The 25,819-nt window shown below is 67.1% G+C and carries 24 protein-coding genes; 6 read left to right on the top strand and 18 right to left on the bottom strand.

What is annotated here, in order from left to right; translation table 11 throughout:
- Positions 1–23: 23 nt before the first annotated feature.
- Complete coding sequence (locus C662_RS14220; protein WP_002930487.1) at positions 24–632, bottom strand: DUF938 domain-containing protein; 609 nt, start codon at positions 630–632, stop codon at positions 24–26.
- Positions 633–758: 126 nt separating this feature from the next.
- On the opposite strand from C662_RS14220, the gene C662_RS14215 reads away from it, so the two are divergent.
- Together C662_RS14215 and paaG are read left to right on the top strand one after the other, a co-directional pair.
- Positions 759–1,958, top strand: coding sequence for a CaiB/BaiF CoA transferase family protein (locus tag C662_RS14215; RefSeq protein ID WP_002930485.1), 1,200 nt, complete (start codon positions 759–761; stop codon positions 1,956–1,958).
- Between the two features lie 52 nt (positions 1,959–2,010).
- Positions 2,011–2,808, top strand: a complete 798-nt coding sequence (gene paaG / locus C662_RS14210) for a 2-(1,2-epoxy-1,2-dihydrophenyl)acetyl-CoA isomerase PaaG (RefSeq protein ID WP_002930484.1) — start codon at positions 2,011–2,013, stop codon at positions 2,806–2,808.
- A gap of 4 nt (positions 2,809–2,812) precedes the next feature.
- On the opposite strand, the gene C662_RS14205 is transcribed toward paaG, so the two are convergent.
- From C662_RS14205 to C662_RS14175, 7 genes are all read right to left on the bottom strand, one after another.
- Positions 2,813–4,027 (bottom strand): multidrug effflux MFS transporter, encoded by a 1,215-nt coding sequence (locus C662_RS14205; RefSeq protein ID WP_002930482.1) that lies wholly within the window; start codon positions 4,025–4,027, stop codon positions 2,813–2,815.
- Between the two features lie 114 nt (positions 4,028–4,141).
- The gene (gene maiA / locus C662_RS14200; protein WP_002930480.1) at positions 4,142–4,786 is read right to left on the bottom strand and encodes a maleylacetoacetate isomerase; all 645 of its coding nucleotides are present in this window, start codon (positions 4,784–4,786) and stop codon (positions 4,142–4,144) included.
- Positions 4,787–4,812: 26 nt separating this feature from the next.
- Complete coding sequence (locus tag C662_RS14195) at positions 4,813–6,138, bottom strand: TRAP transporter large permease (protein WP_002930478.1); 1,326 nt, start codon at positions 6,136–6,138, stop codon at positions 4,813–4,815.
- Positions 6,135–6,677, bottom strand: a complete 543-nt coding sequence (locus C662_RS14190) for a TRAP transporter small permease (RefSeq protein WP_002930476.1) — start codon at positions 6,675–6,677, stop codon at positions 6,135–6,137. Before C662_RS14190 ends, C662_RS14195 begins: the two co-directional genes overlap by 4 nt.
- A 71-nt stretch (positions 6,678–6,748) precedes the next feature.
- A complete protein-coding gene (locus C662_RS14185; protein WP_002930470.1) occupies positions 6,749–7,783 on the bottom strand; it encodes a TRAP transporter substrate-binding protein in 1,035 nt (344 codons plus the stop codon).
- Positions 7,784–7,881: 98 nt separating this feature from the next.
- Positions 7,882–8,892, bottom strand: a complete 1,011-nt coding sequence (locus tag C662_RS14180; protein WP_002930468.1) for a fumarylacetoacetate hydrolase family protein — start codon at positions 8,890–8,892, stop codon at positions 7,882–7,884.
- On the bottom strand, positions 8,889–9,440 hold the full coding sequence (locus C662_RS14175; RefSeq protein ID WP_002930467.1) for a VOC family protein: 552 nt from the start codon (positions 9,438–9,440) through the stop codon (positions 8,889–8,891). The genes C662_RS14180 and C662_RS14175 overlap by 4 nt, the downstream gene beginning before the upstream one ends.
- A gap of 138 nt (positions 9,441–9,578) precedes the next feature.
- Between C662_RS14175 and C662_RS14170 the strand changes: the two genes are divergently transcribed.
- Positions 9,579–10,490, top strand: a complete 912-nt coding sequence (locus C662_RS14170; RefSeq protein WP_002930466.1) for a LysR family transcriptional regulator — start codon at positions 9,579–9,581, stop codon at positions 10,488–10,490.
- 34 nt (positions 10,491–10,524) lie between these two features.
- On the opposite strand, the gene C662_RS14165 is transcribed toward C662_RS14170, so the two are convergent.
- From C662_RS14165 to C662_RS14155, 3 genes are all read right to left on the bottom strand, one after another.
- Entirely contained in the window at positions 10,525–10,761 is a 237-nt protein-coding gene (locus C662_RS14165) for a DUF2783 domain-containing protein (protein ID WP_002930465.1), read from the bottom strand.
- A gap of 11 nt (positions 10,762–10,772) precedes the next feature.
- Complete coding sequence (locus C662_RS14160) at positions 10,773–12,440, bottom strand: FAD-dependent oxidoreductase (RefSeq protein ID WP_002930464.1); 1,668 nt, start codon at positions 12,438–12,440, stop codon at positions 10,773–10,775.
- 136 nt (positions 12,441–12,576) lie between these two features.
- Entirely contained in the window at positions 12,577–13,539 is a 963-nt protein-coding gene (locus tag C662_RS14155; RefSeq protein WP_002930461.1) for an MBL fold metallo-hydrolase, read from the bottom strand.
- Between the two features lie 159 nt (positions 13,540–13,698).
- Between C662_RS14155 and C662_RS14150 the strand changes: the two genes are divergently transcribed.
- The gene (locus C662_RS14150; RefSeq protein WP_002930459.1) at positions 13,699–14,535 is read left to right on the top strand and encodes an IclR family transcriptional regulator; all 837 of its coding nucleotides are present in this window, start codon (positions 13,699–13,701) and stop codon (positions 14,533–14,535) included.
- Here C662_RS14150 and C662_RS14145 read toward each other — a convergent pair.
- The 7 genes from C662_RS14145 to ftsY all read right to left on the bottom strand — a co-directional run bounded on the left by C662_RS14145 (position 14,511) and on the right by ftsY (position 23,663).
- Complete coding sequence (locus C662_RS14145; protein WP_002930457.1) at positions 14,511–16,280, bottom strand: diguanylate cyclase domain-containing protein; 1,770 nt, start codon at positions 16,278–16,280, stop codon at positions 14,511–14,513. The genes C662_RS14150 and C662_RS14145 overlap by 25 nt on opposite strands.
- Positions 16,281–16,318: 38 nt before the next feature.
- Complete coding sequence (locus tag C662_RS14140; protein ID WP_002930455.1) at positions 16,319–18,214, bottom strand: ABC transporter ATP-binding protein; 1,896 nt, start codon at positions 18,212–18,214, stop codon at positions 16,319–16,321.
- Positions 18,215–18,457: 243 nt separating this feature from the next.
- Positions 18,458–20,017, bottom strand: coding sequence for an alkyl hydroperoxide reductase subunit F (ahpF, locus tag C662_RS14135; protein WP_002930453.1), 1,560 nt, complete (start codon positions 20,015–20,017; stop codon positions 18,458–18,460).
- Positions 20,018–20,147: 130 nt separating this feature from the next.
- The gene (gene ahpC, locus C662_RS14130; RefSeq protein WP_002930451.1) at positions 20,148–20,711 is read right to left on the bottom strand and encodes an alkyl hydroperoxide reductase subunit C; all 564 of its coding nucleotides are present in this window, start codon (positions 20,709–20,711) and stop codon (positions 20,148–20,150) included.
- A gap of 185 nt (positions 20,712–20,896) precedes the next feature.
- Positions 20,897–21,793 carry a permease-like cell division protein FtsX gene (gene ftsX, locus C662_RS14125; RefSeq protein ID WP_002930450.1) on the bottom strand — a complete coding sequence of 299 codons (897 nt, stop codon included), beginning with the start codon at positions 21,791–21,793 and terminating at the stop codon, positions 20,897–20,899.
- Entirely contained in the window at positions 21,790–22,482 is a 693-nt protein-coding gene (locus C662_RS14120) for a cell division ATP-binding protein FtsE (RefSeq protein ID WP_002930448.1), read from the bottom strand. Before C662_RS14120 ends, ftsX begins: the two co-directional genes overlap by 4 nt.
- Positions 22,479–23,663 carry a signal recognition particle-docking protein FtsY gene (gene ftsY, locus C662_RS14115; protein WP_002930447.1) on the bottom strand — a complete coding sequence of 395 codons (1,185 nt, stop codon included), beginning with the start codon at positions 23,661–23,663 and terminating at the stop codon, positions 22,479–22,481. The genes C662_RS14120 and ftsY overlap by 4 nt, the downstream gene beginning before the upstream one ends.
- A 164-nt stretch (positions 23,664–23,827) precedes the next feature.
- Between ftsY and C662_RS14110 the strand changes: the two genes are divergently transcribed.
- Together C662_RS14110 and C662_RS14105 are read left to right on the top strand one after the other, a co-directional pair.
- Positions 23,828–25,204, top strand: coding sequence for a M16 family metallopeptidase (locus C662_RS14110; protein ID WP_002930446.1), 1,377 nt, complete (start codon positions 23,828–23,830; stop codon positions 25,202–25,204).
- Between the two features lie 28 nt (positions 25,205–25,232).
- On the top strand, positions 25,233–25,819 hold a 587-nt coding region (locus C662_RS14105), incomplete at its 3' end, for a M16 family metallopeptidase (RefSeq protein WP_002930445.1).

The raw sequence follows: 25,819 nt of genomic DNA, 5'->3' as shown, positions 1-25,819 counted from the left end.
CGCGGCTCGTGGCCCCCGCCCCCTCAACCACGGCGAAACACAAGACTGAAATTGTTGGCTGGCATGTCGATCACCTCGGCCAACCGAAACCCGCAGCGCAGGGCCTCGGACTCGACCGCCTCGAGGTCGCGCACGGCAAAGCGTGGATCGACGCTGCGCAGCCATCCGTCGAACTCGGCGTTGCTCGGCGCGGTGTGGGCGCCGCCGCGGCGATAGGGGCCATAGCAGTACACGACCCCGCCCGCAGGCAAGACCGCGGCAGCCGCGGCAAACAATGCGGGCGTGCTTTCCCAGGGCGAGTAATGCAGGACGTTGATCGCCACGACGGCGTCCGCGGCGTCGACTGGCCAGGGCATGGTGGCCAGGTCGAAGCACAGGGGTGGCAACAGGTTGGCCAGCGCACTGTGGCCTCGCCAGTCCGCGATCGACGCCAGGGCTGCAGGATCGGCCTCGCTCGGCTGCCAGCGCAGCGCGGGCAGATGGCGGGCGAAATGCACGGCGTGCTCGCCCGTGCCGCTGCCGAGTTCAAGCACCAGCCCCTCGGCCGGCAACACGCGTTGCAGCACGGCGAGGATGGGGTTGGCGTTGCGGGCCACTGAGGGTGAATACTGACGGCGGTCGAAGGTCGGCATGGGGCGCGGCGGGTCATGATGAGGGGAGCGCCGATTATCGCCCGCCCGGCACCTGCTGACAGATTCACTGACGCTGGCGCCAAGGCGGGGATAATGACGCACTTGCCTCCACTGTCCAGCTCCGCCATGACCTCGCCCACCAGACCCCTCGCCGGCCTCAAGGTCGTCGAACTCGGCTCCCTCATCGCCGGCCCCTTCGCCGCCCGCATCATGGGCGAGTTCGGCGCCGAGGTGATCAAGATCGAATCGCCCGACGGTGGCGACCCGCTGCGCAAATGGCGCAAGCTCTACGAGGGCACCTCGCTGTGGTGGTACCTGCAGTCGCGCAACAAGAAGTCCGTGACCGCCAACCTCAAGCACCCGGACGGGCTCGAAGTGGTGCGCCGACTGGTGGCCGAGGCCGACATCGTGGTCGAGAACTTCCGCCCTGGCGTACTCGAGAAGCTGGGCCTGGGCTGGGAGACGCTCTCGGCACTCAACCCCGGGCTGGTCATGCTGCGCCTGTCGGGCTTCGGCCAAAGTGGGCCGATGGCTCAGCAGCCGGGTTTCGGCGCGATCGGCGAGTCGATGGGCGGGCTGCGCTACGTCACCGGCTTCCCCGACCGCCCGCCGGTGAAGACGGGGATCTCGATCGGCGATTCAATCGCCGCGCTGTGGGGCGTGATCGGCACGCTGATGGCGCTGCGCCACAAGGAGATGAATGGCGGCAAGGGCCAGGTGGTGGACGTGGCGCTCTACGAGGCCGTGTTCGCGATGATGGAATCGCTGGTGCCCGAGTTCGACGTGTTCGGCTTCGTGCGCGAGCGCACCGGTAACATCATGCCGGGCATCACACCGTCCAACACCCACACCACGCGCGACGGCCGCCACATCACCATCGGCGCCAACGGCGACGCCATCTTCCGCCGTCTGATGCTGGCCATGGGCCGCAGTGACCTCGCCGACGACCCCACGCTTGCCGACAACGCCGGGCGCGACGCCCGCCGCGATGAACTCTATGCGCTCATCGACGCCTGGGTGGCAGGCCACGACGAAGCCGACGCCCTCGCCGCCCTGGCCGCGGCCGAGGTGCCTGCTTCGCGCATCTTCTCGGTGACCGACATGTTCGCCGACCCGCAATTCCTCGCCCGCGAGATGCTGCAGAGTGTCAAGCTGCCCGACGGCCGCGACTGCCGCATGCCCGGCGTGGTGCCCAAGCTGTCGGCGACACCCGGTCGCTGCGAGTGGGTCGGCCCTGCCCTCGGCGAGCACACCGACGCCGTGCTGCAGACCATCGGTTACGATGCGGCTGCGATCGCTGCGCTGCGGCGCGACGGCGCGATCTGAACGGTGCCCGGAGTGCTGCACCACCGGGCCTCACTACAACCAAGGAGTATCGATGCAATACGCGAACATCCTGTTCTCGGTCGAGCAAGGCGTCGCCCGCCTGACACTCAACCGCCCCGACAAGCTCAACAGCTTCACTGGCGACATGCATGCCGAACTGCGTGACGCACTGGACCGCGTGCACGCCGACCATGCCACGCGCGTGCTGGTGCTGAGCGGCGCCGGGCGGGCCTTCTGCGCCGGCCAGGACCTCGCCGACCCCGACATGGCCACGCAGCCCGACGGCCGCCTACCCGACATCGGCGACGTCGTCGACAAGAACTACAAGCCGCTGGTGCTGCGCCTGCAGAACCTGCGCGTACCCACCATCGCTGCCGTCAATGGCATCGCCGCCGGTGCCGGCGCCAGCCTGGCGCTGGCCTGCGACCTGGTGGTGGCAACGAAGTCGGCGTCCTTCCTGCAGGCGTTCAGCAAGATCGGCCTCATCCCCGACACCGGCGGTACCTGGTTCCTGCCCCAGCGCGTCGGCATGGCACGCGCCATGGGCCTGGCCCTGCTCGCCGACAAGCTGCCCGCGGAGAAGGCCGCCGACTGGGGCCTGATCTGGGCCGCGTACGACGACGCCGAGTTCGGCGCCAAGGTCGACGCGCTCGCCACCCAGCTCGCCGCCATGCCCACCAAGGCGCTGGTGCGCACCCGCCAGGCCATGCACGCCGCCCCCGGCCACACCCTCGAACAGCAGCTCTCCTTCGAAGGTGGCTTCATGCGCGAGCTGGGCTGGAGCGCGGACTACGCAGAGGGCGTCGCCGCCTTCATGGAAAAGCGCGCGCCGAAGTTTACCGGCCAGTAAGCGCTCAGCGCTGCATCCGCAGGCGGCGGACGAGCCCCCAGGCCACCGCCGCCGTAACGGCTGCCGACACGCCGATACCGGTGATCATGGGCTGCGCGCTCCCGTCCATGCTCGCACCCAGCCACTGCCCCACCGCAAACGCCGACAACATCATCAGGCAGCCGCTGAGCGCCGAGGCCGCACCGGCCGCGTGCGGAAACGGGCCCACCGCGCCCGCCTGTCCGCAGGGCTGGTGAATGCCATGGCCGAGCATGTAGAGCAACATCGGCAGCATGATCGGCCACACCCCGGCAACTCCCGACCACGCCAGCGCGGCCATCACGCCGCCGCCCGCAAGCGACAGCGCACCCCCGACCACGACTGTCCGCTGCACCCCCAGGCGCTTGAGCAGGGCGCGGCAAAGGAAGGTGCCGACCAGGTAGGCAAGCGCCATCAGGCACATCAATAAGCCGTAGTGAACCTTCGTTACCCCGAACAAGGTGATGAAGACGAAGGACGAAGCCGCGAGAAAGGTGAACAGGCCGGCATACGTCGTCATCGCCAGTAGCGCAAAGGCGATGAACTGGGGATGGCGGACGATGCCCATCCACGTTGCCAGCAAGACTGAGGGACGCAAGGCGCGCGGATCCGGACAAGCCAGGGTCTCCTCGAAGCGCATCGCGATCAGCGCCAGCGTACCGCCGCCGAACACGGCGAGCGTCAGCAGGGCCGCGCGCCAGCCCCACAACTCGGCCACGACGCCGCCGAGCGGAATGCTCAGGCACGCGATGACACCGAGCCCGGACAGGCCCTTGCTGATCGCGCGCGCGCCAGCCTCGGGGGCGTAAAGATCGCGTACCAGTGCGCGCGCGCACATCACCACCGCCCCCATCGCCGCCCCCTGGGCAAGCCGCCACGCCAGCAGCGTATCGATCGTCCCGGCAAACGCACTGCCGACCGCCGCCAAGGTGTAGATCGACAGACCGAGCAAGAGCACAGGCTTGCGCCCGAAGCGGTCCGACACCGGCCCCCACACCAGCTGCGAACACCCGAAGGCCAGCAGCAGCCCCGACAGGGTGAGCTGCGCCTGCCCGACCGACGCGCCGAGCGCATGCGTGAGCGAAGGCAGCGCCGGCAGGTAGAGGTCGGTGGTGACGGGCTGGATGCCCAGCAGCAAGGACAGGGCAAGGACCACGAAGGCCCCCGACATGGCTGGCGCCGAGGCGCTTGCGGTCGTCATGACAGGGGCCCGTTGCAGCACTGCGGGGGCACGGGGCACGGGGCAGCGGCGGTGTCGATCTTCTTCATGCAGGTGGGGCCCATTCGGTTGCGCAGCCCCCGTGGCGCGGCGGCGTCATTCGGCGTCAGGCTGGTTGCCGGGTGCCGCCAGCCTGAAAGCCTCGATGGTCTCGCAATTCGCGGCGATGCGCACGATATTCGGCATCGTCGACAGGTCGCAGCCGAAGCGCCGGGCATTGAACACCTGCGGCACCAGGCAGCAGTCTGCAAGCCCTGGCACATCGCCATGACAGAAGTCGCCGGTACGCCTGTCGCCGGCCAGCAGCGCCTCGACCGCGCCCAGCCCGGCAAGCACCCAGTGCCGGTACCAGTCGGTTTTCTGGCTGTCGGCGGCGCCGAGCACCTCGCCCAGATACTGCAGCACGCGCAGGTTGTTGATCGGATGGATGTCGCAGGCGATGGCGAGAGCGATCGCACGCACGCGGGCTCGATCGAGCGGCGCCTGCGGCAGCAAGGCCGGCCGCGGATGGACCTCCTCGAGGTACTCGATGATTGCCAGCGACTGGCCGAGCACCTCGCCCCCATCCTCCAGCGCAGGCACGAGCCCGGCCGGGTTCAGTTGCAGGTAGGCAGGCTGGCGATGTTCGCCGCCGCCGCGCACGAGGTGTACGGGCACCGCGTCGTAGGCCAGCCCCTTGAGCCCGAGCGCGATGCGCACGCGATAGGCTGCGGAGCTGCGGAAATAGGTGTAGAGCCTCATCGTCTATCCTTTCAGATGCAAGGGCGTCAGCCACCCAGCAGATGCACCAGCCACAACGAAAGACCGGGGAAAAGCGCCAGCAGGATGATGCGCACACCGTCCGACGCCAGGAAGGGCAGCACGCCGCGGAAGGTCTCGCGCATCGGAATGTCGCGCGCCAGGCTGTTGATGATGAACACGTTCATGCCCACCGGCGGCGTGATCAGGCCGATCTCGACCACCATCAGGGCAAGGATGCCGAACCAGATCGCCTTGTCCGTCGGGTTGAGCCCCCAGAAATCGAGCCCCATCACGATCGGCAGGAAGATCGGGATGGTGAGCAGGATCATCGACAGGCTGTCCATGACGCAGCCCAGCACCAGGTAGATGAGGATGATGCCGATCAGCACCGCAGCAGGCGTGAGGCCGCTCTCGAGCACCCAGCCGGCCAGGGCCTGCGGCATCTGCGACAGGGCCAGGAAGGCATTGAGCACGTCGGCACCGAGCAGGATCAGGAAGATCATCGCGGTCGACTCGGCGGCACCGAACACGGCGTGCGCGAGCCCCTTGAGATCGAGCTCGCGCGACGCCACTGCGAGCGCCGCGGTGGCGATGGTCCCCACCGCCGCCGCCTCGGTCGGGGTGAAGATGCCGCCATAGATGCCGCCGATCACCACCACGAATACGGTCACGATCGGCCACACGCGGGCGACCGCCGTCATGCGCTCGGCCCACGACTTGCGCGTCGAGGCCGGGCCGGCGTCGGGCACCACGCGGGCATAGATGGCTACCACCAGCATGTAGCCGAGCATCGCGATCAGGCCGGGAATGAGCGCGGCCATGAACATCGCCGCGACGTTCTGCTCCGCGAGGATGGCATAGATCACCAGCACCACCGAAGGCGGGATCAGGATGCCGAGCGTGCCGCCGGCGGCAAGTGCCCCTGTGGCGAGGGCCGGCGAATAGCGGTTGCGCCTGAGTTCGGGCAACGCCACCTTGCCCATCGTCGCCGCGGTGGCGAGCGAGGAGCCACAGATGGCACCGAAGCCGGCGCAGGCGCCGATTGCACTCATCGCCACGCCGCCGCGGTAGTGGCCGAGGAAGGCGTTGGTGGCCTCGAACAGCCGGCGTGACAAGCCCCCGTGTGAGGCGATGTTGCCCATCAGCAGGAAGAGCGGCACCACCGACAGGTCGTAGACCGAGAAGCGCCCGTAGGCGAGGTGCTTGAAATAGCTCATCAGCGGGTCCCAACCGGAGACTGCGATGTAGCCAATGGCGCCGCCAAGCAGCATGGCCATGCCGATGTGGATGCGCAGGGCGAGCAGGACAAGGGTCAGCCCACCCACCAGGAAGCCAATGGTCACGCTACTCATTGCTCGCCCACCTCGTTGTGCATCTGCCCCTTCCAGGCGGTGTACAGGGCGGTGAGGGCAAGCAGCAGGAAGCCCGGCCCAAGCGTGAGATAGGACCACCACAGCGGCCAGCCCAGGATCATGGTGCTCTCACCCGTTTGCGAGGCTTCCCAGGCACCGACGAAACTGCGCCAGGCGATCACTGCAGCCCCCAGCGCAAGCACGACCGAGGCGATACGATCGAGCACGCGGCGCACCCGGGCCGAGGCGTTGTGGGTGAAGAAATCGACAATGACGTGGGCGTTCTTCATCTGTGCATAGGGCAGACAGGCAGCGATCGCGAGCGCACACGCCATCTGCACGAGTTCGACGTCGCCCAGCACCGGCGCATCGAACAGCCAGCGTCCGAGCACGCTGTACACCGAGACACCGCAGGCAGCGAACAGCAGCACCGCGCCCCCCAGCGCCGAGAGCTGCGACCATGCAAACAGAAAGTGCCCGACCGGATCGCGCGGGCCGGGGTCGCGCTGGTCGTCGAGTTGGGGAATGACTTCGGCCATGGCGGGGCCTCCGGACTGCCGGGGTTGTGCGATTGGCGGCCCGCCCGCGGGCGCGGCAGGCCGCCAGCAGGTCAGCGGGCGCTGTGCGTGGCGATCAGCGCGCGCGCGGTATCGAGCATCTCCTGGCCCGGATAGCCCTTGCCGCTGACCTCCTTCACCCACTCTGCGGCGAGACGATCGCCAACCTTCACCCATTCGGCCGCCTCGCTCGCCGGGATGGTATGGAACTGGTTGCCGCGATCGACCGCCTGCTGGCGAGCCGCAGGTGCCGACTCGTCCCAGGCGCGACCGATCGCCGCCGAGAAATCGGCACCGGAGTTGGCATCAATGACCTTCTTGAGCTCGTCCGGCAGGCTGTCGTAGCGGGCCTTGTTCATCGCAATGGTGAAGAAGGTGGTGTAGAGCGAGGGCTGCGAGGCGTCCATCTCGGTGTGGTACTTGGTCATCTCATGCAGCTTCATGGTCGGGATCACCTCCCATGGCAGCACGTAGCCGTCGACCACGCCCTTGGACACCGCCTCGGGCGTCTGCGGCATCGGCATGGCCACCGGGGTCGCGCCGAGATGGGCGATCATGCGGTTCGTGAGCCGCGTCGGCGCGCGCATCTTCAGGCCGCGGAAGTCGGACATGCGGGTGATCGGACGCTTGTTGTTGTGGATGTGGCCGGCGTCATGCACATGGAAGGCGAGCGGCTTGACCGACTCGAAGTCCTTCTGGCCGAACTGCTCGTAGTAGGCCCAGGCCGCACGGCTCGCGCCTTCGGCATTGTGGGTCATGAAGGGCAGTTCGAAGACCTCCACCGACGGGAAGCGGCCCGCCGTGTACCCGGGCAGGGTCCACACGATGTCGGCAACGCCGTCTGCCGCCTGCTGGATGAGTTGGGCAGGCGTGCCTCCAAGCTGCATGGCCGGGAAGATCTGGCACTTGAGCCGGTTGTCCGACTCGGCGGCAATCTTCGCGCACCAGGGTTCGAGGATCTTCTGCTGGCTGAGCGCGGTAGCAGGCCAGAAATGCGCGACCTTGAGCACGATCTCCTCGGCGCGGACCGGGGCAGCGAACAGGGTGGCAGTGGCGGCGGCCAGGCCGATCAGGGCTTTCAGCTTCATGTGTCTCACTCCTCTCAAGCGTTTCTGTGTGACTGCGGGTTTTGCCGGCGCTGGTGCGAGCCTTCTGCGGGTCATCGCCAGGCCGGGGGGGGGGAAGCTCAGGACTGGACTGCGGTGACGCGGTTCTCGATGGCGCCGAAGATGCTGCGCCCCTCGCGGTCGAACATCTCGATGCGTACGACGTCGCCATCGCGCATGAAGGGCGTGGCGGGCGTGCCCTGTTCGATGGTTTCGTAGGTGCGCAACTCCGCCAGGCAGCAGTAGCCGACGCCACCGTGCTCGATCGACGAGCCCCACAGGTCGCCCTGCTTGTTGGATACCGTCCCCGAGCCGATGACGGAGCCGGCCTCGAGCTCGCGGGTACGTGCCACATGGGCGACGAGCTGGCCGAAGTCGAAGGTCATGTCGACACCCGCCTCGGGCTTGCCGAACAAGGCGCCGTTCAGGTGCACGACGAGCGGCAGGTGCAGCTTGGCGTCCCTCCAGGCATCGCCGAGTTCATCGGGCGTGACCGCTACCGGACTGAACGCAGAGGCGGGCTTGCTCTGGAAGAAACCGAAGCCCTTCGCGAGCTCGTTGGGGATCAGGTTGCGCAGGCTGACATCGTTGACCAGCATCACCAGGCGGATCGCGCGCGCCGCATCGGCGGGCGTCGCCCCCATCGGCACATCGCCGGTCACCACCGTAACCTCGGCCTCGAAGTCGATCCCCCAGCGTTCATCAGCCACCACCGCGTCGCGCGGCCCGATGAAGCTGTCCGAGCCACCCTGGTACATCAGCGGGTCGGTGTAGAACGAGGGCGGCATCTCGGCATTGCGTGCCCTGCGCACCAGCTCCACATGGTTGATGTATGCAGAACCGTCGGCCCACTGGTAGGCACGCGGCAACGGCGAATGGCAGGCGGCCTGGTCGAACGGCTGCGACTCGATCGCTGCGCTGTTCAGGGCTTCGTACACCTGGCGCAGCTGCGGCTCGCAGGACTGCCAGTCGTCGAGCGCGGCCTGCAGGCTGCGCGCAATCGCCGGGACGGCCCGGCAGCGCGCCAGGTCACGGCTGACGACGACCAGGGTGCCGTCGCGGCCGCCGTGCTTGAGGGTGGCGAGTTTCACTGGAACATCTCCTTGTAGCTGCCGTCGTGCATCCAGGCGGCATGCTTGGGCGCCTTGCGGGTCTGCGCCCACTCCTCGAGCATCTCCCACTTCACCTTGTCGAGGGCTTCCAGCATGCCGGGCCGATGGGTATTGCAGGCCAGCTCGAGACGGTGGCCGTTGGGATCGAAGAAGTAGATCGACTGGAACAGCGCATGGTCGGTCGGCCCCACCACGTCGATGCCCTCGGATTCGAGGCGAGCCTTGGTGGCGAGCAGGGTGTCCATGGAATCGACCTCGAGCGCGAGGTGCTGCGTCCATGCCGGGGTGTTCTCGTCGCGCCCCATCGGCGCACGGGTGGGGAGCTCGAAGAAGGCGAGCACGTTACCCATGCCGGCATCCATGAAGATGTGCATGTAGGGATCAGGCTCTCCGGTCGACGGCACCGCGTCCTCGGCGATCGACAGCACCAGCTTCATGCCCAGGTGCTTCTCGTACCAGCGCGCAGTCTGGAGCGCGTCCTTGCAGCGGTAGGCTACGTGATGAATCTTGTTCACGATCGGCGTCATTGCAGTCTCCTTCTCCTTCCTGGTTCCAGGGTTCGCGCCCCATGTTTCGTTTATCGCCCGATAAGGCATGCCCACATTACAGGCGAAAAACTAATATCATTCCAACAGCTTTTTCAGATTCATTTATCGGGATACCTGATGAATATCACGCTCCGCCAACTCCGCGCCTTCGTCGCCGTGGCGCGCAACGGGAGCTTCACCCTGGCGGCCGAGAGTCTGTTCCTGACCCAGTCGGCGTTGAGCGGCCTCATCAAGGAACTCGAACAGTCGCTCGGCGTGCGCCTGTTCGACCGCAGCACGCGACGCATCCAGCTCTCGGAGATCGGTCGCGGCATCTATCCGCTGATCGACAAGATCCTCACCGACCTCGATGGCGTGGTCGACGAGGTCACCAACCTGAAGGCACTCAAGAAAGGCGTGGTACGGGTGGCAGCCCCACAGTTGATGGCATGCACCCTGCTGCCCGAGGTGATCGCAGCCTATCGCGCACGGCATCCCGAGGTGGATATCCGCCTGATCGACTGCGCCGTTGAGAGCGTGACCTCGCGGGTGTTCTCCGGCGAGGTGGATTTTGGTGTCGGCCCCGAGCGCGACCCGAGCTCGGACATCGACGCTGCACCGCTTTTCGAACTGCCCTTCCATGCGGTGTTCCCGCACGGACACGCGCTCGGTGCGCTACAGGCCGTGCGCTGGTCGGACCTGGTGCACCACCCGCTGATCACCCTGCAGGGCCAGTTCACGGAACGCCTGTCGGTGGACCTGCACAATGCAATGCGCGAAGTCGACCTCGACCCCGCCACCACCGTGACCTTCATGTCGACCGCCCTCAGCATGGTGGCATCCGGGCTCGGGGTGACGATCTGCATCCCCTATGCCGCTTCGCTGGTGCGTCTTTACCAGCTCGACATGCGCCCGCTGGTGGAGCCCGAGGTCACGCGCCGCTTTTACGTCTTCAGTCGCAATGGGCGCTCGCTGTCGCCCGCGGCACACAGCTTCCGCGACATGCTGTTCGAGCACGTCGCGGACATCGGCTGCGGCGCCCGGGACTGAGCGCCGCAGCCGACGAGGGCGTGGCGAGCGCGGCTCAGCCCTCGGCCGCCACGCCCTCACGCGCGAGCTTCAGCGCCTCGCGCAGCACGGCGATGTCACCGACATGGTTGGCGAGGAGCAGGATCAGGCGGGCGTTGAGCATCTCGCTCTGCTCGTCGCTGAGTTCGCGGTGGGCGTCGATGAGCGCCTCGTAGAAATCGTCGCCGGGCGAAAAGGCACGGAAGTAACGCTTGCCGGGTTCGGCCAGGTTGGGCTGCAGGTTCAGGGCCATGACGATCTCCTTCAGGCGTTGCAGGTGGCACGGACGAGGGCCGCTCGCACCCGCTCGGTGTCGAGCAGGCGCCAGCGCGCAGCCACATGCTGGTCGGGACGGATGAGATAGGTGGTTCCGGGCCTCATGTCGTAGCGCTCGCGCACACGCCCCTTGGCGTCGATCAGCGTACGCAGGCCGGCAGGCGCCCGCCCGCGGGCCGCGACGATGACGGGCTCGAGCGCGATACCGCCATCAGCGAGCGCCTGCACGGTGGCGAGGTTGGTGTCCGCGAGGGCGGATGCATCGTCGACGTAATGCAGTACCTGGAAGCGGTTCCCGAGCACCTGCAGCAGCCAGGCGTGGCCATCGGCCGCGAGCACCGGCGCGTCGTCCATCGGCGCTCCCGGCACCATGGTGCCGGCAAAGTCGTCCTCGTCGGGCGTGTTGAGGCTCGATGCGGTCAGGTAGCTCGGCACCGACAGGCGCCCGGAATTGACGAGGGCGCGAGCGAAGGGATGATGTTCGGCCAGGCCCAGGACGGCGTTACGGAAGGTCTTGCTGGTGCGGCTCTTCGGGGTGATGAAGTCGGTCGAGCGCGTCGAGTTCATGATGTTCTCGTCCGCCGCGAAACCGCGCTCTTCGGTGTAGCTGTCGAGCAGCTTCGGCGGCGCCTTGCCGTCCATCACGAGCTTGAGCTTCCACACCAGGTTGTCGGCGTCCTGGATGCCCGAGTTGGCGCCGCGCGCTCCGAACGGCGATACCTGATGCGCCGCATCGCCGACGAAGAGCACGCGCCCATGGTTGAAGCTGCTCATCCGCCGACACTGGAAGGTGTAGACGCTGACCCATTCGAGCTCGAACTCGCGCTCGTCCCCGATCATGGCCTTGATGCGCGGAATCACGTTCTCGGGCTTCTTTTCCTGCTCGGGATCGGCGTCCCAGCCGAGCTGGAAATCGATGCGGAAGACGTTGTCGGCCTGGCGATGCAGCAGCACCGACTGATTGGGATGGAACGGTGGGTCGAACCAGAACCAGCGCTCGGTCGGGAAGTCGGCCTTCATCACCACGTCGGCGATCAGGAAGCGGTCCATGAAGATCTTGCCCTCGATGTCGAGGCCGAGCATGCTGCGGATCGGGCTGCGCGCGCCGTCGGCGACGACCAGCCAGTCGGTGGTGAGCGAATAGGCTCCGTCCGGCGTCTCCACACGCAGCCCCGCCTTGTCGTCGCCGGGCGTGACGCCGATGACGTTGTTCCGGAAGCGGATTTCCAGGTTGGGAAGCTGGCGGGCGCGGCGGACGAGGTATTCCTCGAGGTAATACTGCTGCAGGTTGATCATGCCCGGACGATGATGGTCAGGCTCAGGGCAGAGGTTGAAGTTGAAGACTTCGTCCTCCCGAAAGAAGGTGCGCCCGACGTTCCAGGACACACCTTTGGCGACCATCTCCTCGCCGCAGCCGAGGCGGTCGAGGATCTCGAGCGCGCGCTTGGCGTAGCACACGCCACGCGACCCGATGGATACGGTGTCGTCGTTGTCGAGCACCAGCACGCGCTGGCCCTGCTGGGCGAGGTCGATCGCAGTGCACAGGCCAACCGGGCCGGCACCGACGATGATCACGGGATGGTGCCCTTCCCGCCCCTCGTCGATCTCGGGTGGTCGGACATATTCGAACTTCGGGTATGTGTACGTGCTCAGCACGGCGGTCTCCTCCTGGTGTTGGTTCGCTCCGGCCTCACGTCTGGGCGTGAGTTCGACCGGATACGGGCGCCCACGGCGGGCACCCGATCCCTCTGCTGCGGGGCCTGGCGCAATCTGCGTCCTTCAGTGCTGCACCTCAGGCCTGCAGCGCATGCCACATCTGCTGGTCGCGCTCGGCCGTCCAGATGCGCGGGTCGGCGATGCCGCTCGCCTCGTCATGGGCACGCGTCACATCGAACGGCAGGCAGTGCTCGTAGATGAAGACGTGGCCGAACTTCGGGTCCATGTTCTTGCGCGTGTGCGCCATCGCCGCCTTCAGGTCCATGCCCTGCGCCACCGCCTCCTGTGCGCTGAGGTACAGCGTGGAGACGAAATCGCGCGTGTAGGCCAGCCCTGCCTGCACGGCAGCAGGCGTCATCAGGGCGGGGCCGCGCCCCGGGACGAGCTTGGCGAAGTTCATCGCGGCAAGCCTGTCGAGCGTCTGCGGCCACTCGGCGAGATAGGCGTCGCCGGTGTAACAGGCCGCGTCCGCCTCGACCAGATCACCCGAGAAGCAGATCTGCTGAGCAGGCAGGTACACGATGGTGTCGCCCTTGGTATGGCCTCGGCCGATCTGCTTGATCTTCACCTCGAGCTTGCCCAGCCAGAGCGTCATCTCGCCCTCGAAGCTCATCGTCGGCCAGGTCAGGCCGGGCACGCTCTCGACAGCCTGGAACAGGCGCGGGAAGCGGCCGATCTCCGAATCCATGTCCTGCTGGCCGCGCTCAACGATCAGATCGTAGGTGTCGCGGCTGGCGATGACCTCCTGCAAGCCTTCGCGCTTGTAGCCCGAAGCGCCGAGCACGCGGACAGCGTGATAGTGGGTCAGCACGACATACTTGATCGGCAGGTCGGTGATCTCGCGAACCTTGGCGATGACGCCCTGCGCTGCTACCGGCGTCGCCGTCGCGTCGATGATCATGACGGCGTCGTCGCCGATGATGACGCCGGTGTTGGGGTCGCCCTCAGCAGTGTAGGCGTAGGCGTTATCGGACAGCTTCTCCCAGCTGATCTTCTTCTCTTCGACGTCGGCCTGCGATGCAAACTTCTTGCTGTTCATGATCGTGTGTCTCCTGCATTGACTGGGTGCGTCGAATCCTAGACCGCAATTTGCCTATAGTCAATCGATTTACTATTAACAAATCCGAAGGCCATGATGAGACCGACCGTGGCGCGCGCACGGAAGCTGCTAACATTCGCCGCGATTCAGGAGGGAGTCATGCAGGACAACACGCCGGCGGTAGCCGACACCGAACGCAGCGAACGGCGCGGCATCCAGTCCATCGAGGTCGGCGGCGCCCTGCTGCAGGCCCTGGTGCGCAGCGGCAAGCCGATGATCCTGAAGGAGCTCGCGCGCGAGGCGGGCATGCCGCCCGCCAAGGCCCACCCCTACCTGGTGAGCTTCGGCAAGCTCGGCCTCATCGAACAGAACCCGCTGACCGGGCGTTACGGCCTGGGGCCCTTTGCCCTGCAGGTCGGGCTGACTGCCCTTCACGGACTTGACCCGCTCAAGGCCGCGATTCCCGAGGTCGCTCGCCTGGCCGACGACATCGAGCTCAACGTCGCCATCGCGGTATGGGGAAACCTGGGTCCGACCATCGTTCACATCGAGGAATGCAGCAAGCAGATCCACGTCAACATGCGCCCTGGCACGGTGATGACGCCCTTGCTGCTGTCGGCCACCGGACGGGTGTTCGCGGCTTTCCTGCCCGAGCGCATCGTCGCGCCGATCCTCGCCGGCGAGACTGCGGCCGAGCCCGCCTCGGCGACCGACCTGACGGTCACCTCGCCCGAGGCGGCAGAGCAGCTCCTACAGGAAGTGCGCCGGCACCGCCTCGCGCGCGCGCTCGGCAACCCCATCCCCGGCATCAATGCGTTCTCCGCGCCGGTCTTCAACGACGTCGGGCAGCTCACGCTCGCGATCACGGCGATGGGCCCCGCAGGCAGCTTCGACACCGCCTGGGATGGCGCGACCGCACAACGCGTGCGCACCTGCGCACAGGTCGTCGCGGCCCGCCTGGGCGCCGCGGCTCAGTCGCCCAGCGCGGGCGTGTAGAAGCGGTGGTGGCCGCGGCCGCCGTGCTTGACCGCATAGAGGGCAAGGTCGGCCCGCCTGAGCAGGCTCTGCGCGTCGCCTCCGTGCTCGGGCGCCAGCACGATGCCGATCGAGGCCGACACGCACCCCTCGCCCTTCTCCAGCACGAAGGGCGTTGCGATCGCCTCGCCGATGCGCAGGGCAATCTCCTCGACGTCGTCCATACCGCCGATCTCGTTGAGGATGACAGCGAATTCGTCACCGCCGAGGCGGGCAACGGTGTCCGATTCGCGCACACAGGCGTTCAGGCGCTCGCCCGCTTCGACCAGCAGGGCGTCACCGGCGAGATGCCCCAGGCGGTCGTTTACAGCCTTGAAGCGGTCGAGGTCCACGAACAGCAGCGCGAAGGCCGAACCTCGCCGGTGCGCCCCCGCCAGCGCGGAAGCGAGGCGGTCGTCGAACAGCGCCCGGTTCGGCAGGCCGGTCAGCGGATCATGGTCTGCCCGGTAGCGGATCTTGTCCTCGAGCGCCTTGCGGCTGGTAATGTCGCTGAGGGTGGCGATGTAGCCCTGAATGTCGTCGGCGGCACCGACGCGGACGATCGAAATCCACTGCACGTAAAGGTCGCCGCTCTTGCGCCGGTTCCACATCTCGCCCTGCCAGTTGCCCTCGCGGGCGAGGCTGTCATACATCTGGGCAAAGTAGTCGGCATCATGACGCCCAGACGCAAGCAGTGCAGGCGTGCGGCCAAGCACCTCCGCAGCGGCATAGCCGGTAATGCGGCAGAAGGCGGGATTGACCTGGGTGATGCGGGACTCGGCGTCGGTCACGATGATGCCCTCGGCTGCGCCGTCGAACACCGCGCGGTAGCGCGCCTCGCTCTCTGCAAGCTGGCGCGCGCTGTGCCGATGCAGATCAACCTCGTCCGCCAGCTTGCGATTGGCGTCGGCAAGCTCGCCTGTGCGCAGCGCGATGAGGCGCTCCTGGTCGGCATTGATCGCGCGCACCACGCGCAGGTGGCGGCGATTGACCAGCAACAGGCCATGGATCAGCCCGGCGGAGATCAGGAAGGCGAGCAGGTGCATGGCTCCGGTGCGCAGGCGCTGGGTGTCACGCATGGCAATCAGCGCCTGCGCAGGCATGGTGACCGAGATGCCGCCGCGGACGTCACCGACCTCGTAGCCCTGCGCGATGTGGCACTGCAGGCAGGCCGGCACCACCAACAGCGGCGCCATGTAGCGATGGGTCTGGGTGTCGCCCGCAGCGACGAGCTCCAGCACTTCCGCCTCGCCACGCTCGAAGCGCCGTAGCGCCTCGCGCTCCCAGGGGTCGGGCGCATTGCCCGGGCGGATGGGGGACAGGCTCGTGATACGCACGCGCACGCCCTGCTTGGCCTCGGCGAGTTCGGCGATCTGTCGCGTCATGTAGGCCGGATTGACCATGGTGAGACGGCGCCCGTCCGCGCTGTCGATATCGCGCGCAGGATGCTCGAGGTAAGGATTGGGCTGGCCCTCGTCCGAGACAAGGACATACACGCCTCCGTGGCGCGCATTCCATTCGCGCGTGGTCTCGACCAGCGCGAACAGCGTCGCGCCACGCTCGCGCGCCAGGGCGAGCACGCTGCGATCGATCGACCGCCACTCGAGCACCAGCAGGACGCCGAACAACAATGCGCACACGAGATACCCCAAGGCGACAGCCGAGGCAAAGCCCCCCTCGCGCAGCGCGCGACGGCCTTCGGGGATGGGCTCGCGGGGTGGACTCATGCGCCTAGTCTAGACCGCCGGAAAGATGGCTGGGAAGCTCATGCATCCACAGTGGAGACCGTCGTCCGCCCGGGCGCGGCCACTGCCTCCTCGTCCTCGCTACCCAGAAAACCGCCGCTCTGATGCGCCCAGAGGCGCGCATACAGCCCCCCCTGGGCAAGCAGGCTGCGGTGATCGCCCTCCTCCACGATCCGCCCACGGTCCATCACCACCAGGCGGTCCATGGCGGCGATCGTAGACAGCCGGTGCGCGATCGCCACCACGGTCTTGCCTTCCATGAGACGGTAGAGGCTCTCCTGGATCGCGGCCTCGACCTCGGAGTCGAGCGCACTGGTGGCCTCATCGAGCAGCAGGATGGGCGCGTCCTTCAGCATCACGCGCGCGATCGCGATGCGCTGGCGCTGGCCGCCGGAGAGTTTGACGCCGCGCTCGCCCACATGGGCGTCGTAGCCGCGCCGCCCCTTGGGGTCGGTGAGGCCGAGGATGAAGTCGTGCGCTTCCGCACGCTTGGCTGCCGCAATCATGTCCGCATCGGAGGCATCGGGGCGGCCGTAGAGGATGTTGTCTCGCACCGAACGGTGCAGCAGCGAGGTGTCCTGGGTGACCATACCGATCTGCGCGCGCAGGCTGTTCTGGGTGACGCTGGCGATGTCCTGGCCGTCGATCAGGATGCGGCCCTGCTCGAGGTCGTAGAAGCGCAACAGCAGGTTCACCAGGGTCGACTTGCCCGCGCCCGAGCGCCCGACCACGCCGATCTTCTCGCCCGCGCGGATGGTGAGCGTGAAATCGTCGATCACCCGCCGCGCCTGCGCGCCCGTCGCACCATAGGCGAAGCCGAGGTGCTCGAAGCGGACTTCGCCACGGCTCACCACCAGCGGCCTGGCATCCGCGCGATCCACAACCGCATGCGGGCGCGACAAGGTGTTGATGCCGTCCTGCACGGTGCCGACGTTCTCGAACAGCGAGGCCATCTCCCACATCACCCAGTGCGACATGCCATTGAGGCGCAGCGCCATCGCGGTCGCCGCCGCCACCGCGCCAACGCCGACCTGGCCCTGGCTCCACAGCCACAGCGCCACCCCGCTGGTGGAGAGGATGAGGCCCATCGACAAGCTGTGCACGACGATCTCGATGCCGCTCACCAGGCGCATCTGCGCATGCACCGTGTGCAGGAACTCCTGCATCGCGCCCCGTGCGTAGCCTGCCTCACGGCCAGCGTGGGAGAACAGCTTGACGGTGGCGATGTTGGTGTAGGCGTCGGTGATGCGCCCGGTCATCAGTGCACGGGCGTCGGCCTGGACGCGCGACACCTTCGACAGGCGCGGCACGAACCAGCGCAGCACCAGTGCATAGAGCGCCAGCCAACCCAGGAAGGGGGCGAGGAACCAGACGTCGAAGCTCGCCACCACCAGGGTGAGAGTGACGAAGTAGATGGTCACGAAGACCAGGATGTCGGTCATGATCAGGCAGGTATCGCGCACCGCGAGCGCGGTCTGCATGACCTTGGCCGAGACCCGGCCGGCGAATTCATCCTGGTAGAAGCTCATGCTCTGGCCGAGCATCAGACGGTGGAAGTTCCAGCGCAGCCGCATCGGGAAATTGCCCGCCAGGCTCTGGTGCTTGAGCATGGTCTGCACCGCCACCAGCGCGATGCTGCCGACGATGATGGCCGCAAGCAGCAGCAGGGTGCCACCCTCGTCGGCCCACAAGCGCGCGGGTTCGACCGCAGCGAGCCAGTCGACCACCTTGCCGAGCATGGCGAACAGCAAGGCCTCGAAGGCGCCGATGCTCGCGGTGAGCAGCATCATGCCGAGGATGAAGGGCCGCATGCCCTCTGTACCCGCCCACAGGAAGGCGAAGAAGCCGCGCGGCGCAGGGCCGGGCGCGGCTTCGGGATAGGGGTCGATACGACGTTCGAACCAGCTGAAAGGCACTGATGGGCTCCTCGATGATCTCGGCATGTGACAGCCAGAGTGTGCCGTGGTTGCCCGCACAATGGCAAAAAGCCCCGTACGGGGCTGGGCCGCGCGAGGCCGCGCGAGGACTGCTGTAGGAGCGGCGCCAGCCGCGAGGGGTTGAAGGCGACGGCGCCAGGGCGCTGCACAACAACACCTCGCGGCTGGCGCCGCTCCTACATGGGGGGCAGCAGCACGGGGGGGCAGCGCCCCCGTGTGAGCTTACATCGCCGGTGCGCTGCTGCGAATCAGGTGATCGAAGGCCGACAGCGAAGCCTTGGAGCCTTCGCCCATGGCGATGATGATCTGCTTGTACGGCACCGTGGTGCAGTCGCCGGCAGCGAAGATGCCCGGCACCGAGGTCTGACCCTTGGCATCGACGATGACCTCGCCGAAGCGCGACAGCTCGACCGTGCCCTTGAGGAAGTCGGTATTGGGCAGCAGACCGATCTGCACGAAGATGCCCTCGAGCTCGACGCGGTGCACCTGCTCGGTGTTACGGTCCTTGTACACCAGGCCGTTGACCTTGTCGGTGCCGGTAACCTCGGTGGTCTGCGCGCTCTTGATGACGCTGACGTTGGGCAGGCTGTAGAGCTTCTTCTGCAGCACGGCGTCGGCACGCAGGTCATCGGCGAACTCGAGCAGGGTCACATGAGCGACCACGCCGGCGAGGTCGATCGCGGCCTCGACACCCGAGTTGCCACCACCGATCACCGCGACGCGCTTGCCCTTGAACAGCGGGCCGTCGCAGTGCGGGCAGTAGGCCACGCCCTTGCCGCGGAACGCCTTCTCGCCGGGCACGTTCATCTCGCGCCAGCGCGCACCGGTGGCGACGATCACGGTCTTGGCCCTGAGGCTGGCGCCGTTCTCCATCTTTACTTCGTGCAGGTTCTCGCCCGGCACCACGGCGGCGACGCGCTGCAGGTTCATGACGTCGACTTCATATTCCTTGACGTGCTCCTCGAGGGCCGCGACCAGCTTGGGACCTTCGGTGTACTTCACCGAGATGAAGTTCTCGATCGCCATCGTATCCATCACCTGGCCACCGAAGCGTTCGGCGACCACGCCGGTGCGAATACCCTTGCGTGCAGCGTAGATCGCCGCCGCCGCACCCGCTGGGCCACCGCCCACCACCAGCACGTCGAATGCAGCCTTCTCGGCCAGTTTCCTGGCGTCGCGCGCCGCAGCGCCGGTGTCGACCTTGGCCAGGATCTGGCCCAGTTCGAGGCGGCCCTGGTCGAACTCCTCGCCATTCAGATAGACGGTGGGCACCGCCATGATCTGGCGCTCCTCCACTTCCTTCTGGAACAGTGCGCCGTCGATCATGGTGTGGCGGATCTTCGGGTTGAGCACTGCCATCAGGTTCAGGGCCTGCACCACATCCGGGCAGTTATGGCAGGACAGCGAGATGTAGGTCTCGAAATTGAGCTCGACGTCGAGGGTCCTGATCTGCTCGATCACCTCGGCCTCGACCTTGGGCGGGTAGCCACCGGCCTGCAGCAGGGCAAGGATCAGCGAGGTGAATTCGTGGCCCATCGGCAGGCCGGCGAAGCGCACACGCGCCTCTCCACCACGCGGCCCGACCGAGAACGAGGGCTTGCGCTCGTCGTCATCGCGGCGCTCGATCAGGGTGATGAGTTTCGACTGCTCGACCACGTCGTGCAGCAGTTCGAGCATTTCCTTGGACTTGGGACCATCGTCCAGCGACGCCACGATCTCGATCGGCTGCGTCACCCGCTCCAGGTAGGCTTTCAGTTGAGTCTTGATGTTGGCGTCAAGCATGACGGTTGTTCCTTTGGATGATTCCGGCCGCTGCGGTTTTGAGCGGTCCTGATACGACACAGCCGGCACGGGGCCGGCTGCTGGACTCACGGCCCGGACCCCATGGGCCCGGGCAGATGCTGCGGCCTGCTTAGATCTTGCCGACCAGGTCGATCGACGGCGCCAGCGTGGCTTCGCCTTCCTTCCACTTGGCCGGGCAGACTTCGTTCGGGTGCGACGCGACGTACTGGGCGGCCTTGAGCTTGCGCACGGTTTCGGTCACGTCACGGGCGATGGCGTTGTCGTGCACTTCCATCGTCTTGATGACGCCTTCCGGGTCGATCACGAAGGTGCCGCGCAGAGCCAGACCAGCTTCCTCGATATGCACGCCGAAAGCGCGGGTCAGCTGGTGAGTGGGGTCGCCAACCAGGGGGAACTGGGCCTTGCCGACCGCCGGCGAGGTTTCGTGCCAGACCTTGTGCGAGAAGTGGGTGTCGGTGGTGACGATGTACACCTCGGCACCAGCCTTCTGGAACTCGGCGTAGTGCTCGGCAGCGTCCTCGATCTCGGTCGGGCAGTTGAAAGTGAAGGCAGCCGGCATGAAGATCAGCACGGACCACTTGCCCTTCAGGTCGGCTTCGGTCACTTCGATGAACTTGCCATTCTTGAAGGCTTGGGCTTTGAACGGCTGGACTTGGGTGTTGATCAGCGACATGTAGTTGCTCCAGGAGGGGTTGCAGGACGTTGGGTGAAACTCGATGGATGACAGTCTAGATCGGCGCCATGCATTGATCTAATTGATTATCGAGATACTCTCGATTGAAACAACCTATCAGAGAAAGCAGGCGCCAGGGCGCCCCATCGATTTCAGCATCATACGTCAGGGCATACGCGCGGATTTCAAGCCCCGGCAAGGTGCCTGCGCACCGAGATGGCAGCCCCCAGCCAACCGAGCAGCGCGGCGAAGGCAACGATGGCCAGTGCAGCACGCCAGTCCGGCCCACTGAGCACGAACACCGCGCCGTAGGTCTCGGCCAGCGCGGTGACGGGGGCAGAGAGCGCCCGCACGCCCAGCGACACCGTACCCAGGGCCACCAAGCCGCCGAGCGCGCCCTGCAGGCCACCAAACCAGTAGAACGGCCTCCGGATGAAGGGGTCGGTGGCGCCCAGCAGGCGGCTGACGGCGATCTCCTGGCGTTGCGTCAGAATCTGCAGGCGGATGGTGTTGAAGGTGACGATCACCAGCGCAAAGCCGAGCAAGCCCGCCAGCATGAGCACGGCAGAGCGTCCGAGCCCAAGCAGCGCATGCAGGCGCTTGACCCAGGCCGAATCGAGCTGGACATGGGCCACCTTGGGCCACGCCGCCATCTGCTCGGCCATGCGCTCGAACAGCTCCGGATCCTCCTCGCGCAATGACAGCACGAAGGCATCGGGCAGCGGGTTGGCGCTGAGCCCGCCGAGGACGTCACCCAGGCCGCTCGCTTCGAGCTGGCGCAGAGCCTCGTCGCGCGCCACGAAACGATAGCTGCCGAGGTCGGGCGTTGCCTTCAGGCCCTGCTCGATGGCGGCGCGATCCTCGGGCCCGGCGTCCATGTCGAGAAAGAGACTGATCTCGGGAGCGCCCGAGACGCCGCGCGCCAGCGAGGACACATTGTCCAGCAGCAGGTAGCCGCCGCCCGGCAGCGACAGCGCGATGCCGACCACCAGCGCGGACAGCAGGGTGCTCAACGGCTGGGCGGCAAGGCGGCGCAACGCATGGGCGATGGCGCGCAGGTGCAGGTAAAGCCAATGGATCATGCAGCCTCCATGGCCGGGCGCCCGGTGGGACGCGAGTCCTCCACGAGTTGCCCCTTCGCGAGTACGAGCCGGCGCGGCCGGCTCGCCGAGAACAGACTGGCATCATGCGTGGAGATGAGCACGGTCACCCCGGCCTGATTGAAGGAGCGGAACAGCTCGGCAATGTCCGCCGCATAGGCGGGATCAAGATGCGCCGTAGGTTCGTCGGCAATCAGGATGGAGGGCCTGTTGACGATGGCACGTGCGATCGCTACCCGCTGCTGCTCGCCACCGGAGAGACCTGCGGGCATTTCCTTGCCACGCCCGTCCAGACCGACACGCTCGAGCGCCGCCCCGACCCGGCGAGCGGCATCACCCGGCGGATGGCCAGTGATGACGAGAGGCAGCATCACGTTGTCGAACACGCTGCGGTCGAACAACAGGCGGCTCTCCTGCAGCACCAGGCCGAGGTTGCGCCGCAGGTAGGGAATGGCGGTGCGCGGCAGATGGGAAACATCCTGCCCATTGATGAGCACACGCCCGGCGCTCGGACGCTCGATCACCGGGATGAGCTTGAGCAGCGTGCTCTTGCCCGCACCCGAGTGACCGGACAGCACGACGAGTTCGCCGTGGCGGACCTCGAAACTGATCCCGGCCAACGCCGTATAGCCGCCCGCATAGCGCTTGGCTACGCCCTCGAAGACGATCATCTGCGCGCTTCCGCTCCCGCCTTTACCGCACCTGCACCAGGTTCGAACAAGGCATCCACGAACTCGCGCGCCCTGAAGGGCTGCAGGTCGTCGATACCCTCGCCGACACCGATGAAGCGCAGCGGCTTGGGGCATTGGCGCGCGATCGCCGCCAGCACACCGCCCTTGGCGGTGCCATCGAGCTTGGTCACCACCAGGCCGGTGACGCCGATCGCCTTGTCGAAGGCCTTGACCTGGGCGAGCGCGTTCTGGCCGATGTTGGCGTCGAGCACCAGCAGCACCTCGTGCGGGCCGCTCGGGTCGGCCTTGGCGATCACCCGGCGCACCTTGGCGATTTCTTCCATCAGGTGGAGCTGGGTGGGGAGGCGCCCGGCGGTGTCGGCGAGCACGACGTCGATCTTGCGCGCACGCGCGGCGTTGATGGCATCGAAGATGACCGCTGCGGCATCGCCGCCCTCCTGGGCGACCACGGTGACGTTGTTGCGCTCACCCCAGGTCATCAGCTGCTCGCGCGCAGCGGCGCGGAAGGTATCGCCGGCCGCCAGCAGCACACTCTTGCCCTGGGCCTGGAAATACTTTGCCAGCTTGCCGATCGAGGTCGTCTTGCCCGAGCCATTGACGCCCGCGATCATGATGATGAAGGGCTGGTGGCTGCCGAGCTCAAGCGCCTGCTCGAGCGGCGCAATGATGCCGTGCAGGCCGTCGGCGAGCGCCTTCTGCAGCTGGTCGGCGGTTTCCAGGCGGTCGCGCTTCCAGCGCATGCGCAGGTCGTCGATGAGGTACTGGGTGGCATCTACACCGCAATCGGCCATCAGCAAGGTGGATTCGAGTTCCTCGAGCAGATCCTCGTCGATCTTGCGCAGGCCGAAGAGGTTGGCCAGGCCACCGCCGATCTGCTGACGCGTGCGCGCCAGCCCTGCCTTGAGGCGCTCACCCCAGGACAGGCGCGGCGCCGGCGCCACCACCGTCTCGGCCACGGCTGCAGGCTCCCCCTCCTCAGGCACCACTTCGGCGACGGCTTCAGCCGCTGGCTGCGCGACCTCGACCGCCGGCACTGCAGCGGCCGCTGCGGCCGGGTCGATCACCGCAGGCGCGGGAACGCCAACCTCGGCCGTCGGTTCCGCTACTGCGGGCGCCACGTCCTCGGGCTTTGGGGACTTCTTCTTCAGGAAACCAAACATGAAACGCTCGGGTCAGAGAGGTCGTTTTGCGTCGGTGCGCACGGCACCCGTTGCGTGGGCGCCCGCCTCCGATCACGCTAAGATGCGGCTCCGCGGCACGCGCCGGCCCTGCCTGCGCCCGTACTGCGAAATGCCGCGAATTCTAACAGATGCAGGACAACTCCATGTTTCGCTCACCCCGCCTTCGTTCAGTGCTGCTGGGCATTGCGGCAGCCACCCTCGCCGCATCGCCCGCCCTCGCCAACCCGTTCGAGACCACGCTTGCAAACGGCATGAAGTTGATCGTAAAGGAAGACCGCCGCGCGCCCTCCGTGGTGCACATGGTCTGGTACAACGCTGGCGCGATGGACGAGCCGGACGGCGTGTCGGGCGTGGCCCACGTGCTCGAACACATGATGTTCAAGGGCACGCGAGAGGTCGGCCCGGGCGAGTTCAACAAGCGCGTCGCCGCCGTCGGCGGGCGTGACAATGCATTCACCGGCAAGGACTACACCGCCTACTTTCAGCAGGTGCCGCCCGCCCATCTGCCGGCGATGATGGCACTCGAGGCCGACCGCATGCAGAACCTGGTGCTCACCGACGACGAGTTCGCGCGTGAGCTCGAGGTCGTGAAGGAGGAACGCCGCCTGCGCACCGACGACCAACCGCGCGCGCTGGTCTACGAGCAGCTGATGGCCACCGCCTTCCAGGCTCATCCCTACCGCCGCCCGGTGATCGGCTGGATGCCCGACCTCGAGGCCATGCAACCCGAGGACGCCCGCGAGTGGTACCGGCGCTGGTATGCGCCCAACAATGCCTGGCTGGTGGTCGTGGGCGACGTCGACCACCAACAGGTCTTCCGCGACGCCGAGCAGCACTACGGCGCGATCCCGGCACGCGCCCTGCCCGAGCGCCGCATCTCGCCCGAGCCTGCCCAGCGCGGTCCGCGCAGCTCGGAGGTGCGGGCGCCGGCCGAACTGCCCTACCTTGCCATGGCCTGGCAGGTGCCCACCCTGCGCGACCCGGCAAACGAGCGCGAACCGTACGCGCTGCAGGTGCTCGCCGCAGTGCTCGACGGCTATGACGGCGCCCGCCTCACCCGCCGCCTGGTGCGCGACGAACAGCTCGCGGTGTCGGTCGGCGCGGGCTACGACGGCAGCGGCCGCGGCCCGTCGCTGTTCTACCTCGACGGCGTACCCGCCCCGGGGCGCACGGTAGATGAACTCCAGGCCGCGCTGCGCGCCGAACTGCAGCGCGTCCGCGACCACGGCATCAGCGCGGAAGAGCTCGCCCGCGTCAAGACCCAGGCCATCGCCAGCCGCGTCTACAAGCGCGACTCGCTGATGGGCCAGGCGATGGAGATCGGCTACCTGGAGTCGGCAGGCCTGTCCTGGCGCGACGAGGACAGGCTGCTCGAAGGCCTGCGCGCAGTCACTGCGGACGAGGTGCAAGCGGTGGCGCGGCGCTATTTCGACGACGCCAGCCTCAGCATCGCCCGTCTCGACCCGCAGCCGCTCGGCGAACAACGCCCGCGCTCGCCCTTCGCCCCCGCCCGCCACTGACGCCTCAGCACAGGAAACCGCTGCAACCATGCGCGCATCGATCCGCCCCCTGATCATCCCCGCTCTCGCCCTCGCCAGCTTCCTCGGCCTGGCCTCACCTGCGCTCGCCGGCCCGCAGATCCAGCACTGGGTCGCACCGACCGGCGCGCGCGTGCATTTCGTCGAAAGCCGCGCCCTGCCCCTGGTCGATATCCAGGTGAGCTTTGCCGCCGGCACCGCGCTCGACCCTGCCGACAAGGCCGGCCTGGCCAGCATGACCCAGGCCCTGCTCGATGCGGGCGCCGGCAACCTGGACGAACAGACCATCGCCGACCGCAAGGCCGACCTCGGCGCCCAGGTTCGCGGCGGCGCCGACAACGACCGCGCCAGTCTGGCGCTGCGCAGCCTGTCGTCGCCAGTCGAGCTCGACGCGGCCGTCGAACTCATTGCCACCGTGCTGGCGCGACCGACCTTCCCTGCCGAGATTCTGGAGCGCGAGCGCGCACGCGCGATCGCCGGCCTGCGCGAGGCGCTGACCAAGCCGGGCAGCCTTGCTGCCCGCCAGTTCAATGCCGCGCTCTACGCGGGCCACCCCTACGGCAACAACAGCAGCCCGGAATCGCTGGCGGCGATCAG

Origin of the sequence: Thauera sp. 28 (assembly GCF_000310145.2) — a bacterium.
Classification (GTDB): domain Bacteria; phylum Pseudomonadota; class Gammaproteobacteria; order Burkholderiales; family Rhodocyclaceae; genus Thauera; species Thauera mechernichensis.
This window is presented reverse-complemented; position numbering and strand designations above follow the sequence as displayed.

What these genes read in the sequence shown, in the direction of transcription:
- C662_RS14220 (WP_002930487.1), bottom strand. Translation starts at nt 632, where the DNA reads ATGCCGACCTTCGACCGCCGTCAGTATTCACCCTCAGTGGCCCGCAAC.
- C662_RS14215 (WP_002930485.1), top strand. Translation starts at nt 759, where the DNA reads ATGACCTCGCCCACCAGACCCCTCGCCGGCCTCAAGGTCGTCGAACTC.
- paaG (WP_002930484.1), top strand. Translation starts at nt 2,011, where the DNA reads ATGCAATACGCGAACATCCTGTTCTCGGTCGAGCAAGGCGTCGCCCGC.
- C662_RS14205 (WP_002930482.1), bottom strand. Translation starts at nt 4,027, where the DNA reads ATGACGACCGCAAGCGCCTCGGCGCCAGCCATGTCGGGGGCCTTCGTG.
- maiA (WP_002930480.1), bottom strand. Translation starts at nt 4,786, where the DNA reads ATGAGGCTCTACACCTATTTCCGCAGCTCCGCAGCCTATCGCGTGCGC.
- C662_RS14195 (WP_002930478.1), bottom strand. Translation starts at nt 6,138, where the DNA reads ATGAGTAGCGTGACCATTGGCTTCCTGGTGGGTGGGCTGACCCTTGTC.
- C662_RS14190 (WP_002930476.1), bottom strand. Translation starts at nt 6,677, where the DNA reads ATGGCCGAAGTCATTCCCCAACTCGACGACCAGCGCGACCCCGGCCCG.
- C662_RS14185 (WP_002930470.1), bottom strand. Translation starts at nt 7,783, where the DNA reads ATGAAGCTGAAAGCCCTGATCGGCCTGGCCGCCGCCACTGCCACCCTG.
- C662_RS14175 (WP_002930467.1), bottom strand. Translation starts at nt 9,440, where the DNA reads ATGACGCCGATCGTGAACAAGATTCATCACGTAGCCTACCGCTGCAAG.
- C662_RS14170 (WP_002930466.1), top strand. Translation starts at nt 9,579, where the DNA reads ATGAATATCACGCTCCGCCAACTCCGCGCCTTCGTCGCCGTGGCGCGC.
- C662_RS14165 (WP_002930465.1), bottom strand. Translation starts at nt 10,761, where the DNA reads ATGGCCCTGAACCTGCAGCCCAACCTGGCCGAACCCGGCAAGCGTTAC.
- C662_RS14155 (WP_002930461.1), bottom strand. Translation starts at nt 13,539, where the DNA reads ATGAACAGCAAGAAGTTTGCATCGCAGGCCGACGTCGAAGAGAAGAAG.
- C662_RS14150 (WP_002930459.1), top strand. Translation starts at nt 13,699, where the DNA reads ATGCAGGACAACACGCCGGCGGTAGCCGACACCGAACGCAGCGAACGG.
- C662_RS14145 (WP_002930457.1), bottom strand. Translation starts at nt 16,280, where the DNA reads ATGAGTCCACCCCGCGAGCCCATCCCCGAAGGCCGTCGCGCGCTGCGC.
- ahpF (WP_002930453.1), bottom strand. Translation starts at nt 20,017, where the DNA reads ATGCTTGACGCCAACATCAAGACTCAACTGAAAGCCTACCTGGAGCGG.
- ahpC (WP_002930451.1), bottom strand. Translation starts at nt 20,711, where the DNA reads ATGTCGCTGATCAACACCCAAGTCCAGCCGTTCAAAGCCCAAGCCTTC.
- ftsX (WP_002930450.1), bottom strand. Translation starts at nt 21,793, where the DNA reads ATGATCCATTGGCTTTACCTGCACCTGCGCGCCATCGCCCATGCGTTG.
- C662_RS14120 (WP_002930448.1), bottom strand. Translation starts at nt 22,482, where the DNA reads ATGATCGTCTTCGAGGGCGTAGCCAAGCGCTATGCGGGCGGCTATACG.
- ftsY (WP_002930447.1), bottom strand. Translation starts at nt 23,663, where the DNA reads ATGTTTGGTTTCCTGAAGAAGAAGTCCCCAAAGCCCGAGGACGTGGCG.
- C662_RS14110 (WP_002930446.1), top strand. Translation starts at nt 23,828, where the DNA reads ATGTTTCGCTCACCCCGCCTTCGTTCAGTGCTGCTGGGCATTGCGGCA.